This is a genomic window from Streptomyces sp. NPDC002958, assembly GCF_055563255.1.
The window spans coordinates 173,610-187,710 of the sequence record NZ_JBVHDS010000007.1 but is presented as its reverse complement, the minus strand read 5'-3'; the positions used below and the strand labels follow the sequence as shown (position 1 = coordinate 187,710).

14 protein-coding genes and 2 pseudogenes are annotated in these 14,101 nt (G+C 68.8%); 11 read left to right on the top strand and 5 right to left on the bottom strand.

Annotated features, from left to right (window positions below; genetic code table 11):
* The first annotated feature begins 101 nt into the window (after positions 1-101).
* Entirely contained in the window at positions 102-761 is a 660-nt protein-coding gene (locus tag ACZ3IC_RS15445) for a DUF5063 domain-containing protein (protein WP_467416399.1), read from the top strand.
* Positions 762-853: 92 nt separating this feature from the next.
* Positions 854-1,006: pseudogene (locus ACZ3IC_RS15440) on the top strand (DUF397 domain-containing protein); the annotation flags it as partial.
* A 324-nt stretch (positions 1,007-1,330) separates the two neighbouring features.
* On the opposite strand, the gene ACZ3IC_RS15435 reads toward ACZ3IC_RS15440, so the two are convergent.
* Entirely contained in the window at positions 1,331-1,660 is a 330-nt protein-coding gene (locus ACZ3IC_RS15435) for a hypothetical protein (RefSeq protein ID WP_467416398.1), read from the bottom strand.
* 280 nt (positions 1,661-1,940) lie between these two features.
* Between ACZ3IC_RS15435 and ACZ3IC_RS15430 the strand changes: the two genes are divergently transcribed.
* The 4 genes from ACZ3IC_RS15430 to ACZ3IC_RS15415 all read left to right on the top strand — a co-directional run bounded on the left by ACZ3IC_RS15430 (position 1,941) and on the right by ACZ3IC_RS15415 (position 6,597).
* On the top strand, positions 1,941-3,212 hold the full coding sequence (locus ACZ3IC_RS15430) for an aspartate kinase (RefSeq protein WP_467416395.1): 1,272 nt from the start codon (positions 1,941-1,943) through the stop codon (positions 3,210-3,212).
* Positions 3,209-4,273 (top strand): aspartate-semialdehyde dehydrogenase, encoded by a 1,065-nt coding sequence (locus ACZ3IC_RS15425; RefSeq protein WP_467416393.1) that lies wholly within the window; start codon positions 3,209-3,211, stop codon positions 4,271-4,273. Before ACZ3IC_RS15430 ends, ACZ3IC_RS15425 begins: the two co-directional genes overlap by 4 nt.
* Positions 4,274-4,660: 387 nt before the next feature.
* Entirely contained in the window at positions 4,661-5,236 is a 576-nt protein-coding gene (locus tag ACZ3IC_RS15420) for a SigE family RNA polymerase sigma factor (RefSeq protein ID WP_467416392.1), read from the top strand.
* Complete coding sequence (locus tag ACZ3IC_RS15415; RefSeq protein WP_467416389.1) at positions 5,233-6,597, top strand: hypothetical protein; 1,365 nt, start codon at positions 5,233-5,235, stop codon at positions 6,595-6,597. Before ACZ3IC_RS15420 ends, ACZ3IC_RS15415 begins: the two co-directional genes overlap by 4 nt.
* A gap of 86 nt (positions 6,598-6,683) precedes the next feature.
* Here ACZ3IC_RS15415 and ACZ3IC_RS15410 read toward each other — a convergent pair whose 3' ends face one another.
* Complete coding sequence (locus ACZ3IC_RS15410; RefSeq protein WP_467416386.1) at positions 6,684-7,511, bottom strand: SURF1 family protein; 828 nt, start codon at positions 7,509-7,511, stop codon at positions 6,684-6,686.
* Between the two features lie 221 nt (positions 7,512-7,732).
* A complete protein-coding gene (locus tag ACZ3IC_RS15405) occupies positions 7,733-9,655 on the bottom strand; it encodes a S9 family peptidase (protein WP_467416385.1) in 1,923 nt (640 codons plus the stop codon).
* Positions 9,656-9,726: 71 nt separating this feature from the next.
* Here ACZ3IC_RS15405 and ACZ3IC_RS15400 point away from each other — a divergent pair.
* Positions 9,727-9,975: pseudogene (locus ACZ3IC_RS15400) on the top strand (SAM-dependent methyltransferase); the annotation flags it as partial.
* A gap of 116 nt (positions 9,976-10,091) precedes the next feature.
* Here the strand turns inward: ACZ3IC_RS15400 and ACZ3IC_RS15395 are convergent.
* Positions 10,092-10,898, bottom strand: a complete 807-nt coding sequence (locus ACZ3IC_RS15395; protein ID WP_467416383.1) for an SGNH/GDSL hydrolase family protein — start codon at positions 10,896-10,898, stop codon at positions 10,092-10,094.
* 245 nt (positions 10,899-11,143) lie between these two features.
* Between ACZ3IC_RS15395 and ACZ3IC_RS15390 the strand changes: the two genes are divergently transcribed.
* Complete coding sequence (locus ACZ3IC_RS15390) at positions 11,144-11,410, top strand: hypothetical protein (RefSeq protein WP_467416380.1); 267 nt, start codon at positions 11,144-11,146, stop codon at positions 11,408-11,410.
* 373 nt (positions 11,411-11,783) lie between these two features.
* On the opposite strand, the gene ACZ3IC_RS15385 is transcribed toward ACZ3IC_RS15390, so the two are convergent.
* A complete protein-coding gene (locus tag ACZ3IC_RS15385) occupies positions 11,784-11,954 on the bottom strand; it encodes a hypothetical protein (protein WP_467416379.1) in 171 nt (56 codons plus the stop codon).
* 452 nt (positions 11,955-12,406) lie between these two features.
* Here ACZ3IC_RS15385 and ACZ3IC_RS15380 point away from each other — a divergent pair, with 452 nt between their 5' ends.
* From ACZ3IC_RS15380 to ACZ3IC_RS15370, 3 genes are all read left to right on the top strand, one after another.
* Positions 12,407-12,910: an FBP domain-containing protein gene (locus tag ACZ3IC_RS15380; RefSeq protein WP_467416377.1), complete on the top strand. Its 504-nt coding sequence runs from the start codon at positions 12,407-12,409 to the stop codon at positions 12,908-12,910.
* A 44-nt stretch (positions 12,911-12,954) separates the two neighbouring features.
* Entirely contained in the window at positions 12,955-13,083 is a 129-nt protein-coding gene (locus ACZ3IC_RS15375) for a hypothetical protein (protein ID WP_467416374.1), read from the top strand.
* A gap of 194 nt (positions 13,084-13,277) precedes the next feature.
* Positions 13,278-13,805: a GNAT family N-acetyltransferase gene (locus ACZ3IC_RS15370; RefSeq protein WP_467416373.1), complete on the top strand. Its 528-nt coding sequence runs from the start codon at positions 13,278-13,280 to the stop codon at positions 13,803-13,805.
* Positions 13,806-14,101: the final 296 nt, after the last annotated feature.

Below are 14,101 nucleotides of genomic sequence, written 5' to 3'. Positions count from 1 at the left end.
TACGACGTCCGAAGTTCTTGCATCGGCTCACGACGGCTTCACGTTCAGCGACGCTATGTTCTACTCACCGTTCGCGACCGTGCCCACGGGAGGTCCCCTCGATGTCTGACGCCACGCTGAACTCCGTCACGCAGGACCCGGACGACTTCGCCGTCCAGATCGCCGACCAGATCAAGACGTTCATCGTCGCGGTCACCGAGGTGTCGAAGGTCGAGGAGCCCGAGGAGGCCGTCCCCGTCCTGCTGCTCCAGGTCTCCCAGCTGCTGCTGGCGGGCGGCCGGCTCGGTGCGTACGAGGACATCGTCCCCGACGGGCGCTACGAGCCGGATCTGGGTGCGGAACCGGACGCAGACGGACTGCGCGCGCGGTTCGCCGCCCTGCTGGAGCCGATCGATGTCTACTCCGAGGTCTTCGACCCGTACGAGCCCCGCAAGGCACCGGTCCCGGCCCGTATCTCCGACGACCTGGCCGACCTGGTCACCGACCTGCGCCACGGCCTGGCCCACTACGAAGAGGACCGCACGACCGAGGCCCTGTGGTGGTGGCAGTTCTCCTACTTCTCCAACTGGGGCTCCACCGCATCCGCCACTCTGCGCGCCCTCCAGTCCCTGATTGCCCACATCCGCCTCAACCAGCCCCTCCAGGAGCTGGACGGCCTGGACACGGACTCGGAGACCGCCGACGACGAGCTGGCCGAGGAAGCGGGCCGCGTGATGGCCGAGGAGATCGCGGGACCGCTGGGGCTGCGACCGGCGCAGTAGCGTCCGGCGCCCACCTGTCCTTCGCGGCAACGTGACACTCGACGCCCGAGTGTGAAGGCGGCGCCTGCGTCGAGGCGGCCCTCGCCTGGCACAAGTCCACGTACAGCGAAGGCGACAAGGGTGCCTGTGTAGAGGTCGCCCCCTGCCCCTTTGCCATACACATTCGGGACTCCAAGCTCTGCGGCAGCCCAGAGCTCACCGTCCCTGCCGCACCCTGGGCGGCCTTCGTCGTCGCTCGCTGCTGAATCGTCGCAGGTCGGCCCGGGGCTCGGGCCTCGGGCTCCGGGCTCCGGGCCCCGAGGCCCGAGCCCTTTTCTTGAGGAATGGGTGGTTGGGTTCAACCCACCCACCTCCCAAGTCCCGTGCACACACGTGCGGGTGACGTTCCGTGATTCGCCTGCTTCACAGCGTGCGCGCGTTCTAGGTTCGCGTTGAGGGACCCACAATCGGAAGCGGCGTCACCGTCCTGCACTACGACGAGGACTACGACCGGATCGCCGGGATCACCGGGCATCCGAGCCGTTGGGTCGTCGAACCCGGAATGGCGGACCGGCCCGAGTAGCCCGCCTTCACCTCCCCGCCGTCACTCCCCCCGTCGCACCGCAGATCACCCGCCCGCATGAACCCCAGCTGCGCCCGTTGCCCGTTCGCGACACGCGCCACAGCTCGTCCGCGCCCTGGCGGGTGCCGTTCACAGGGGCGCCCGGGGCCAGGCAGCCGACGATGTGGGTCCAGGGGTTTGCGCCCGCGTAGATCGGGGCGTCGGCGTGGGTGGCGAAGCTGGTGCGCCCGCGTGGGCGGGCGTCGGCCAGGGGGGTGTCGGCGTGGGCGGGTGTGGACGCCGGGGCCAGGATTACGGGGGAGCACGCGTAGCGGCTTACGCACGCGTAGCGGCTCACGTATGGCGGGGCCTCCCGAAGGGCGGACGGTAAGGTTCCGGTCCACGCTGGAGGTGGGTGGTTCATGAATCGCGGACCCGGCTTGTCGCGCGTGTGGGCCGGGCCACATACAGGAGTAAGCGCCCGAACGGCGGGCAGCAGCCCCGTACGAGCAGTTCGGGGCGACGCGCCGGTGATCACGTGCTGAGCGGGACATCTCACCATGTGGTATTGGCGGGGCGTTTCCGGACTGCTCGTTAGACTGAGTCGACCGCAGTAATGGACTGAGCGAGGAGCGCACGTGGGCCTTGTCGTGCAGAAGTACGGAGGCTCCTCCGTAGCCGATGCCGAAGGCATCAAGCGCGTCGCCAAGCGAATCGTCGATGCCAAGAAGAACGGCAACCAGGTGGTTGTCGTGGTGTCGGCGATGGGCGACACGACGGACGAGTTGATCGATCTCGCCGGGCAGGTATCCCCGATCCCTGCCGGGCGTGAGTTCGACATGCTGCTGACCGCCGGAGAGCGGATCTCCATGGCCCTGCTGGCGATGGCGATCAAAAACCTGGGCCACGAGGCCCAGTCGTTCACAGGCAGCCAGGCAGGAGTCATCACCGACTCGGTCCACAACAAAGCGCGCATCATCGATGTGACGCCGGGCCGTATCCGTACGGCGCTGGACGAGGGGAACATCGCGATCGTCGCGGGGTTCCAGGGTGTGTCCCAGGACAAGAAGGACATCACCACCCTCGGCCGCGGCGGGTCCGACACCACCGCTGTCGCGCTCGCGGCCGCGCTGGACGCCGAGGTCTGTGAGATCTACACCGATGTGGACGGTGTCTTCACCGCTGACCCGCGGGTCGTGAAGAAGGCCCGGAAGATCGACTGGATCTCCTTCGAGGACATGCTGGAGCTGGCCGCGTCCGGCTCCAAGGTGCTGCTGCACCGATGCGTGGAGTACGCACGCCGCTACAACATCCCGATCCACGTCCGCTCGTCCTTCTCCGGACTGCGCGGAACCTGGGTCAGCAACGAGCCGCAAGGGGACCAGAAGGTGGAGCACGCGATCATCTCCGGAGTCGCCCATGACGTCTCCGAGGCCAAGATCACCGTCGTCGGCGTGCCCGACAAGCCGGGCGAGGCCGCCGCGATCTTCCGCACCATCGCGAACGCGGAAGTCAACATCGACATGGTGGTGCAGAACGTCTCCGCCGCGTCGACCGGTCTGACCGACATCTCTTTCACGCTGCCGAAGGCCGAGGGCCGCAAGGCCATCGACGCCCTGGAGCGCAACCGCGGCACCATCGGCTTCGAGTCGCTGCGCTATGACGACCAGATCGCGAAGATCTCCCTGGTCGGTGCCGGTATGAAGACCAACCCGGGTGTCACGGCGGGCTTCTTCGAGGCGCTGTCGGACGCCGGTGTGAACATCGAGCTCATCTCGACGTCCGAGATCCGCATCTCGGTGGTCACCCGCGCCGACGACGTCAACGAGGCTGTGCGCGCCGTACACACCGCCTTCGGTCTCGACAGCGATTCCGACGAAGCCGTCGTCTACGGGGGCACCGGCCGATGACCGTCCGTCGCCCTTCGCTCGCGGTCGTCGGAGCGACCGGGGCGATCGGCGGCGTCATGCTCCAGATCCTTTCGCAGCACGCGGATGTCTGGGGCGAGGTGAAGCTGATCGCCTCGCCGCGCTCGGCCGGCCGCAAGCTGGTCGTACGCGGCGAGGAGAGCGAAGTCCTCGCACTCACCGAGGACGTCTTCGACGACATCGACGTGGCGCTGTTCCTGGTGCCCGACGAAGTCTCCGCGCAGTGGGCGCCGATCGCCGCCGCCAAGGGCACCGTCGTCATCGACGACTCCACAGCGTTCCGGCTGGACGCGGACGTTCCGCTGGTCGTGCCCGAGATCAATCCGCATGCCGTACGGATCAGGCCGCGCGGCATCGTCGCGAGCCCGAACTGCACGACACTCTCGCTGATCGTCGCGGTCGGTGCGCTGCACGCCGAATACGGGGTGCGGGAACTGGTCGTCTCCTCGTACCAGGCGGTGAGCGGGGCGGGCCGCGACGGTGTCGCGGCGCTGCGCGAACAGCTGTCGTTGGTGGCCGGTACGGATCTGGGTACGAAGCCCGGGGACGTACGCCGGGCCCTGGGGGACGCGGAAGGCAGCCCCTTTGCCGCGCCGGTGGCCCTCAACGTGGTGCCCTGGGCCGGGACCGAGGCCGGGGACGGCTGGTCGTCGGAGGAACTGGCGATCCGCGAGGAGTGCCGCAAGATCCTGGACCTGCCGAGCCTGCGGGTGGCGGCGACCTGTGTCTACGTACCCGTCATCGCAACGCACTCGATGTCCGTGCACGCACGGTTCGAGAACGAGATCGCGGTCGACCGGGCCCACGAGATCCTGGCGACGGCGCCGGGCGTGGTGCTGTACGACAGCCCGGCGGCTGGGGACTTTCCGACGCCGGCCGATGTCGTCGGTACCGATCCGACCTGGGTCGGGCGGGTGCGCAGGTCGCTGGACGATCCCCGGGGGCTGGAACTGTTCGTCTGCGGCGACAACCTCCGCAAGGGAGCGGCGTTGAACGTGGCGCAGATCGCCGAAACGGTGGCCGCCGAATTTCCCTGGGTCTGATCGAACCTGTTTTGTACGCTCTGTGAATGCCCTGTGAGCAAGTTGAAGGTCTGAGCCTCTTGAGCTGGGGTGTCGGGGTATCCGACGATGACCTTCCCGCCTGCTGCAACCGCCGGACAGAGAGTGCGCGTCTATGCGGTCACTTCTTGGCAGCCACTTCCTGGCGGTCACTTCTTGCGCGGCGGGGCGCATATTCAGGGCATTTGGGGAAGAGCAGGTACGTATGAGGGCATGTCGCACTGCGTCAAACGCGGTGCCGCGCGCGTACAACCCTGACGGGGGGAAACGTGTCCAACTGGCGTGGCAGAGGTTCTCGATATCACAGTGGTGGGCCCCTTGCGTGGCGCTTCGGTGCGTCCGCTCAGACGGCCCCGCGCGCCCGGCGGTATGCCGGTGATTGCGCCCATGCCCGCTGCGCGTCCAGCACGGCTTCCGTCGCAGCGCGAGGGCGCTGAGGAGAGCGTGGCTGCCGGAACCACGGTCGACCATCTCACCGAGACCTATCGTGCGCACTACCGTTCGCTGCTCGGCCTCGCGGCTCTGCTCCTGGACGACACCGCCTCATGTGAGGACGTGGTGCAGGAGGCGTTCATCCGTGTGCACTCGGCGCGCAACCGGGTACGGGACCGTGAGAAGACACTCGCGTATCTGCGCCAGACTGTCGTCAATCTGTCACGCTCCGCGCTGCGCCGCCGCATCCTCGGGTTGAAGCTGCTCTCCAAGCCCATGCCGGACATGGCGAGCGCGGAGGAGGGCGCGTACAACCAGTTGGAGCGGGATGCGCTGATCAAAGCGATGCGGGGGCTGCAACGGCGCCAGCGGGAGGTGCTGGTGCTGCGATACTTCGCGGACATGACGGAGGCTCAGGTGGCCGAGACGCTGGGGATATCCCTGGGCTCGGTCAAGGCCTACGGCTCCCGTGGGATCGCGGCGCTGCGTGTCGTGATGGAGGCGCAGGGATGAGTCGGCGCGACCGCAGGGACGAGAACGGCCAGGAGAATGAGCCTCGGATTGACCGGACTGGAAACGGAATTGTGAACCACGGGCCGGAGAACACCCCGGACGCGAACTCGGTTACGGATACGGATACCGATCGGGAACTTGTGTCCGTGGAGGGAGCGGACGGGGTGGGTGCCGATGGCGGTGACCTCGGCGAGGGCGACGCGAGCTCCGGGGCCTCTGGGACCACTGGGACCGCTGAGACTGCAGCGCTTGGGGGGCTGAGCAGCCTCTTCGGCGCGGGTGCGGGATCGGCGTCCGGCTCGGGCGGCGGTGACGTTTCGGATATGGGTGATGTTTCGGATATGGACGAGGTCGCGCTGCGCCGCATGTTGCGTGGGGCCGTCCAGCACATCGAACCCAGCGACGGCACCCTCGACCATCTGCACCGCGCGGTGCCCGCCCGGCGCGCCAAGCGGCGGCAGGCCGTCGTCGGGTTGGCGGCGGCGGCGCTGCTCATCGGCACGGCGGTCCCCGCCTTCGTCCATGTCGCGAAATCCGAGGGCTTGAGCACCGCCAACCCTGCGATAGCCGGGCACGGTGAGCAGGCGCAGGGCGGCAACGGCACCGAGAACGGCTCTGAAGCCGACGGGAAGAGCAGCGGCGGCAGCACCGACGGGCAGGCCGACGGGGGCAAGAACCAGCCCGCGAGCACGAGCAGTCCCTTCGACAGTCATGACCAGGGCACCGATGGCAACCTGGGCGGCGGAGGCGACGATCCGGCCGGCTCCGCAGTCGCCTCCATGCCGAACTGCAACGCGGGACAGCTCGGTGTCGCCTTGGCAGAGGCGGGCGCGGCCGGTGCCGACGGCACGGTGTACGGCACCTTCCGGATCGCCAATGTGTCCGATACGGACTGTTCGGTGAGCGGCAGCGGCAGCGTGGGCTTCCAGGCGATGGGCGCGGCCGACCCGGCTGAGATCACGGTCGTTCAGCACACCGCGGGCGACGCGGCGGCCGGGCTGCCCGACCCCTCGCAGGAGCAGGGGACGATGCTGCTGAAGCCGTCCATGGCGTACGAGGTGAAGTTCGCCTGGGTGCCGAAGGACACCTGTCCGACCGGCGGAGGCTCACCGAGCCCGACACCGACGGGTGGCGCGGACACCGCGGGTGGCAGCACCAGCGCCGGTACCGGCATGGGTACCGATGACGGGACCACGGAGACGGCTCCGCAGTTCGGCAGCGAGGACGGCAGCAGCACGCTGGACGGCAGCGTCGCCGTGACGCACACGCCGGATGCGGGGGCACCGGTCGCGGAGACGACAATCGCTAATGCCTGCGCGGGCACGATCTACCGGACAGGGGTGCTGGCCCCCACGACATGACGCAGGGGCGACGACGCACGACGCACGACGAATGTGTGAGGGGGCCCGCCGGTCGATTCGGCGGGCCCCCTCACGTGCGTATGCCTTCAGACGGTGCCGGCGCCCACTTTGGGGTCGGCGGGATCGGCCTCCGCGTTTGTGTTCGTGTCTGTGTCTTTGATGAGGCCCAGCTTCAGGTCCCGTGTCGCTTCGGCCTCGCGGCGGACCAGCCGGAACCACATGAAGAGAACGAACCCGGCGAAGACGAACCACTCGCCGGTGTAGCCGAGGTTCTGGAAGGCCTGCAGATCGAGCCCGGTGCCCTGCGGCGCGGCGGGCGGTACGGGACGCAGCGCGCTGGTGGTGCCGGTGTCCTGGAGCGTCACCCATGCGTCGTAGACGTCGTACGGGACGAGGTTGACCAGGGACGCGGCGCTGATCATGCCGAGCTGGCCGTCGGGGAGCCCGCCCGCGGTGTCGACGCCCGCGGTGCCGGCGTTCTCGGACGCCTGGAGGTCGCCGGTCACCGTGACCCTGCCGGTAGGCGCGGCGGGCACGGCGGTGTGGCCGGGCTCGCCGGGCAGCCAGCCGCGTACCACCGGCAGGGCCTTGCCGCTGTCCGTACGGAGCATGTTCAGGACGTAGAAGCCGCTCTTGTCGTCCAACTTCCGGCCGGGCACCAGGAACTGGTCGGCGTATTGGCCGGTGGCGGTGGCGGGGCGGCCGGAGGTCTCCGTGTCGACGGGCAGGAGGTCGTCGATCGGCTTGGCGGCCCTCGTGCCCGGGGCCGGCTGCTTCTCGGCGGCCTTGTGCGTCTGCACGCGGTCCTCGAAGCGGCCGAGCTGCCAGGTGCCCATGAAGATGCAGAACGGGATGGCCAGCACGACGAAGAGGTTGATCCCCCACCATCGCGGGGTCAGCAGGAACCGGTACACCCCTCCACGGTACGGTCTCCGCTCCGGCCGCCCGGCGCGGGGTGCCCCGCCGCGCCGCGCTGTCCGCCTGCCACCGCTCCGTCCTCGATCGCCGGACGGGCTCGAACCGGCCCCCCGAGCGGATTATCCCCCGGTGACGGGACACCGGTTCTGTCCACCAACACCGGACAGACTTGCGGCGACCGGTGGTGGGGGTTCAGCGCGGGAGGGAACGGGCGCCCCTACTCACTTTCCTCGGACAGGCCCGAACCTCCCTCGGACAGGCCCGAAGGGGCGGGGGCGCCACCCGTGGCCAGGTGGCGCTGGGCGAAGTCGAGTTCCAGGCGGAACTGCTTGATTCGCTCCTCCACGACGAGCGAACCGTGTCCCGCGTCGTACCGGTAGACCTCGTGAACCGCGTCACGGCCCTTCAATCGGTCCACGTAGTTCTCGACCTGGCGGATCGGACAGCGCGGGTCGTTGACGCCCGCTGAGATGTAGACCGGTGCCCGGACGGCGTCGACATACGTCAGCGGGGACGATGCCTCGAAGCGCTCGGGAACCTCCTCCGGCGTGCCGCCCAGCAGTGTGCGGTCCATCGCCTTCAGGTCCTCCATCTCGTCGTGATACGCCGTGACGTAGTCGGCGACCGGGACCGCCGCCAGGCCCAGGGCCCAGTCGTCCGGCTGCGTACCGAGGCCGAGCAGGGTCAGGTAGCCGCCCCAGGAGCCACCGGCCAGGACCATCCTCGCCGGGTCCGCGAGCCCGGACTTCACCGCCCACTCCCGTACCGCGGCGATGTCCTCCAGCTCGATCAGGCCGACCCGGTGCTTGAGCGCGTCCGTCCAGGCGCGGCCGTATCCGGTGGAGCCGCGGTAGTTGACCCGGACGACCGCGTAGCCGTGGTCCACCCAGGCGGCGGGACCGGACGCGAAGGCGTCGCTGTCGTGCCAGGTCGGGCCGCCGTGGATCTCGAAGACGGTGGGGAACGGCCCCACGGCCGGGGCGGCGGGCCGCTGCACGAGTGCGTGGACGCGGCCCCCGGGCCCGTCCACCCAGACGTCCTCAACCGGCACGGACGCCGGGGCCTTCAAGCCGGGCGGATCGAGCACCACCGCACCTGAGGTGGACCGGATGACGGGCGGCTGCGAGGCCGACGACCACAGGTACTCCACCGTGCCGTCCGGCCGGGCCGTGGCACCCGACACTGAACCGGCCGGGGTCTCCACCCGGACGGGGGCGGTGCCCGCCCCCGGCTCGTAGCGCCACAGGTCGCTGCGGGCCTCGAAGCCATGCACGATCAGCAGCGCGGAGGCGTCCGGATACCACTCGGCGCCCACATCACCGGGCAGATCGATCGCGAGGTCCGTTTCCGTGCCCGTCATCGGATCCCAGATCATCGGCTCCCAGCGGCCCCGCCGCTGATGCCCGACCAGCAGCCTCGTGTCCCCGGCGACGGGGGCGAAGCCCAGCACGGACAGACCCAGCTCCTTCGTACCGCCCTCGGTGTCGTCCAGCTCGGCGACCGTCGACCCGTCCGGCCGCACCACCCGCAGCGCGGAGTGCATCGCATCGCCGTGTTCGGTGTGCTCCAGGGCGATCAGCGTCCCGTCGTACGAGAGGTCACCGACGCCCGCCGACTCGCGGTGGCGGTAGATCTCGACTGGCGCGGCCCCGGGCCGAACGACATGGATCGTCGTCCCGTCCTCGTCGGTCGAACGGCCGATCACCGCCGTGCCGTCACGTCCGAGCGCGAGCCCGGCCGGGTACGAGGCACCGAGACCGGGTGCCGCCGGCTCGTCCGCCGCCTCCTCGCCCGCGCCGCCGCGGAACGGTTGGCGCATCCACACCCCGAACTCGTCCCCATCGGTGTCGCTGAACCACCAGATCGACTCGCCGTCCGGTGTCAGCACACCGTCCGTCGTCCCGTTCGGCCGGTCGGTCACCTGGCGCTGCTCGCCGGTGGCGCGGTCCCATGCGTACAGCTCGTGCGTCCCCGTGGCATTGGAGACGAACAGCGCGCGGTCCGGCGCGTCCTCCGCCCAGTCGGGCAACGACACCCGCGGCGCCCTGAAACGCTGCTCCCACTTCGGTACGGAAGCGGTCGCTGGTACGGAAGCGGTCGCCGGAGCAGTGGGAGCCGTCGAGCCAGTGATCTCAGTCATGCCCCCCATTCTGCGCCGGAACGCCGACAATTCGTTCGCGCCGTCCGCAGCCTGTGGATAACCTTCCGGGCATGCATGCGACGACGCCCGCCGACTGGTACGCCGCCAACCGGGCGCTCTGGGACGAGCGAGTCCCGATCCACACCGCGAGCGACTACTACGACCTCGACTCCTTCCGCTCCGGCAAGGACGTCCTGCGCGACTTCGAACTCGCCGAGGTCGGGGATGTGACGGGCAAGTCGCTGCTGCATCTTCAGTGCCACATCGGGGTCGACACCCTCTCATGGGCCCGGCATGGCGCCGCGCACGTCGTCGGTCTGGCACCGCACTTGTGCCCGAACGCATCACGCCCGTGCCTGAACGCAGCGGGGGTGCAGCGGGCTGCCGCAAGTCTCCCGGCGGCCCGCCGCACCCCTGTACCTCCGTCGTCCGCGTCCTACGTGGCCGAGCGGAAGGCCGGAAGATAGCCGCCGGACTGTCCGGCGGCCTTGGGGTGGTACGAGTTGTAGATCGGGATCGACACACTGTGGAGCCATGCGTCGCCGGAGCACAGCTCATGTCCGGTGAACTCGTCCGCCACGCTGGAGAACGTGAACCCGGCGTTGGCCGCCTGCTTGGCGATGACACCGTTCAGGGCGTCGGACGCGTTGTTGATGGCCGTCCGCTCCTTCTCCGAGAGCCCGGCGATGCAGCTGCCGCTCAGCTGGTAGAAGCGGGGGTAGCCCAGCACTACGACATGCGCCTGTGGGGCCCGCGACCGGATGGAACCGTAGAGCGAACTCAGCCCGGACGGAAGCGAGTTCTGCATCTGCGAGACGGCTGAACTCACGCTGCTCAGGCAGGTGGCCTCGCTGGCCAGTACGCAGTCCTGCATGACATCGGCGAAGCCGACGTCATTGCCGCCCGCGGTGACGCTGACCAGGCCCGTGGACGAACTCAGTGCGCCCAGCTGGCTGTCGGCCACCGAACTCGTCGTGGCGCCCGAGCAGGCGACGAAGGCGAAAGAGGAAGGTGAGTTCGCAGCTGCCCAGAGGTAGGGGTAGGCGTTGGTGCTGCGGCGGCAGTCGCCGCTGTCGGAGAGGTAGCTCCCCGCGCCGACGCCGGACGAGTACGAGTCGCCGAGCGCGACGTACCCGCCTGCGGCGGCCGAGGAGGCTGCCGAGGCCGGCTGGGCGACGCCCAGAGCGGCCACGGTGGCGAGGACCAGAGTGGATGCGGACGCCCAGAATCTCCGTACTGACATGGCTGTCAGCCCTCCGAAGTGTGGGGGGTGGGTGGGGGGTTGATGGAGCGCCACGTTTCTAGCAGCTGTTGGTACTCGCCGGTAATAGCTACGTAAGAACTGGTCTGATATGCCTGAATGATCGTTCGGTCGTGTTGGCTCCGTGCGTGGATAAACACCAGGAGCACCTGGATCCTCGTGCGGAATCTGCGTGTCCGGGTGACGGCGCGGGCCTCCGTGATGCGGGGCGGGGCCGAACTCGGAGTTTGCGGTTCGGAGCCGAACTCGAAGTCTGCGGTGACCTGTTCACCGAGATGCGGTTCACGCTCACCGCGCACGGAGCGGACACTTCGGACGGCAGTCCGCACCTGGGTGCACAGTTCGTACTGAGGAGGCGACCGCCTATGGCGGGCATGGCAGGCAAGGTGCGCAAGGAGGGCAAGGTACGCAAGGCGCGCGCCTCGGCGACCGTGCGAGCACGCTCGGGCCCGGCAGGGCTCGCGGAGCCGATCGCGCATCTGTGGGGCGCCTGAGCGGGTTGACGTCTGCCGTGGGTGTTGCCGCCCCGGCGTGGGCGGGCCTGGCGCGGCATTCCCCCGCCTACGCCTCTTTGTGCGGAATTCGCTCCTCACCCGAAGCGGATCGCAGCGCGCTTACGCGCCTCGGGCAGCCCGTCGCTCAGGCCCCGCATGGCCCGTCGCTCGGCCCCCGCGTCCGCCGCCCCGCGTCGGCCCCGCACCGGTGGACCGCCGACGGCGTCGGCCCCGCCCCGCACATCGGTGCTCGCGACCGCTCCGGGCCGGTGGACGGGTCAAGCCGTAGGGCGCGACAAAACCGCCCTCTGGGGTGGCACCCCAATGTGGGGAAGCCACCCCAGAGGGCGGTTGTCGTGGATCTCTACGAGGATCAGTTGTGGCCGAACCTCCGCTGCTTCCGGTGAGAGACCTGCTCTGAGATCGAGCGCACCGGGTCCTGGGCAGCCGTTGGCTGCATCCGTTCCTTTGTTTCCGGAGCAGCGCTGCGTTCGTGGCCGCCGGTGCGGGCACCACGGTTCTGCCGACTCTGCTTCTTGCCCACGATCGTGCCTCCTGTAGCGGATCTCGGACGATGGGCCAGTACCAGATTCGCATGTGAGTGCGAAAGGTGCATGTCGGGCGGTTGCTGTCGAGCGTGCTTTGGCCTACGGACGCCGGGGAGCATGTTCGGTATTGAGGAGAGGCTGGCTGGGTGCTCTCGGCGGGACACTGCCCAGGAGGAACCCGGCCGTTTCCTTGACCTCTACGTCCAGGACCACACCCAGCTCGTCGTCATGTGCACCATCGCTGCCGCGGGGGTGGCCGGTGACGGGCCGCTCGTCAACGCATCTCTCCCCGATCCCTATGACGATGCCTCGCGCGTCGAACGTCGTGGCGCTCCAGGGGGCGGGCGAGTGCTGTTGCCCCGAGCATCCGCCTGATGCGGGCCTTGTCCGGCGGATAAGGCGAATATTGAGGTGCGGGCCGGCCGGGGCGGACGTAGGCTCGACGCCCGTGGAACCGCTCAGTGAGAAACAGATCCGCTCATCTTTCGTGAACTGCACCAAGGGCGAGGCGGTGCGGCTGCGGCTGCCACTCGACTTCGCTGAACTGCCGTGGGAGGACCTCGACTTCTTGGGGTGGGTGGATCCGGGAGCGCCGCTGCGGGCACATCTCGTGGTGCCCCGGGCGCAGGGGCCGTTGGGGATCTCTCTGCGTATACCGTCCATGAGGCGAACCAGTGCCGTGAAGTCCAGCATGTGCCAGATCTGCCTGACAGGTCACGCTTCCTCCGGGGTCACCTTGCTCGCTGCCCCCTTGGCGGGCGCCCGTGGCCGCGAGGGCAACACGGTCGGTATCTACATCTGCGCGGACCTCGCCTGCTCCCTGTATCTGCGGGGAAAGCGGCAGCCGAAGCTGCGTTCAGGGCGGTACGAAGAGTCCCTGACGCTGGACGAGCGCCTCGCGCGCATGTCGGGCAACCTGGATGCCTTCGCGGCCGTGGTCACAGGGGCGTGAGCCCTGACGGGCAGAGCGCGCCACCCGCGTAGGGAAGCGCCGACGTGACCGACCGAATCACCACGACCGTCGAACACCGCATCCTGTGCGGCGCCCTCGATGGCGAGCGCACCGCGCACGGCGTGCTGCCGCACCGGCTGTCCGCCCAGGCCCGAATAGCGGTACCCCGATGATGGCGATAAATACGTTGGTGGTCCGAGCCCGTGAGCTCTGGGAGGACCTGGCCCAGGTGCCGGCGTCGTTCGTCCCGCCGGGCGGTGTGAACGTGGTGGTCTCTCCGCGGTCCGGGTTGTGCCCGGTTGGTTGGGTCGGAGTGGTAGCTCTGGGCGGATCAGCGATCGTAACCGCGCCGAGTGACAGTACCGCCGTGATCGTTGGTGACGCGCTGGGGAGACTGCCAGTGGAGGCCGTCGTGGATAGCGCGTTGGTCCGGGAGGCCCTTCCGGTGGTTCGGGTGCTCGGGCCGGCGTCGCTGTCATATGTGTCTTCGGCGGGTTTCCGGCCGGTGGAAGCTGGTGCGTTGACGGTGGAGCGACTGTCAGCCGCTCATCCGGATTTGCAGAGCTTGCAGCAGGTGGCTGGGCATGACGACGCCAGCGAGGCTGGTCTGGACGAGATTACGTCGCCCGCGTTCGTGGTTCGCGAGCATGGTCGGGTGGTTGCTGCTGCGGGATATCAGGTCTGGCCGAGACAGACAGCCCATATCGGCGTGCTGACGGCGCCAGAAGCGCGAGGGCGAGGGCTGGCACGGGTGACGGGCTCAGCGGCGGTTGCTCATGCTCTTGCTGTCGGGCTGATGCCGCAGTGGCGCGCGCGCCCTCCCGCCTCCCGGCGTGTTGCGGCCGCTTTGGGTTTTGAGGAGCTGGGTTCCCAACTCAGCATCGAGATCGCTTGAGGGGGGCGGTGTGCGGCTCGGTGGGGATCAGCAACGGACGTACGACAACGTGATGTGCCAGCCCCGCCTGACCCACCCCGGCCGGTACAGCCATCCAGCACCCCCAGCACCCCCAGCGCCCTTAGCGGCGCGGCTAGGTTCGCTGAGACAGAAACCCGAGCGACTCGGTTCGTTGAGAAACCGACTCCGTTGAGTGAGGCAGGACACGTGCTCCGGCTTTATCGAGCAGCAGTAGCGAAGTCGCATGTCGATGGGTTTGGGACGCGCCTCAATCCACAGAGGGTGCTGTTGATGAG

Coding starts and splice junctions, on each gene's coding strand:
- ACZ3IC_RS15445 (WP_467416399.1), top strand. CDS start 102: ATGTCTGACGCCACGCTGAACTCCGTCACGCAGGACCCGGACGACTTC.
- ACZ3IC_RS15425 (WP_467416393.1), top strand. CDS start 3,209: ATGACCGTCCGTCGCCCTTCGCTCGCGGTCGTCGGAGCGACCGGGGCG.
- ACZ3IC_RS15420 (WP_467416392.1), top strand. CDS start 4,661: ATGCCGGTGATTGCGCCCATGCCCGCTGCGCGTCCAGCACGGCTTCCG.
- ACZ3IC_RS15415 (WP_467416389.1), top strand. CDS start 5,233: ATGAGTCGGCGCGACCGCAGGGACGAGAACGGCCAGGAGAATGAGCCT.
- ACZ3IC_RS15405 (WP_467416385.1), bottom strand. CDS start 9,655: ATGACTGAGATCACTGGCTCGACGGCTCCCACTGCTCCGGCGACCGCT.
- ACZ3IC_RS15395 (WP_467416383.1), bottom strand. CDS start 10,898: ATGTCAGTACGGAGATTCTGGGCGTCCGCATCCACTCTGGTCCTCGCC.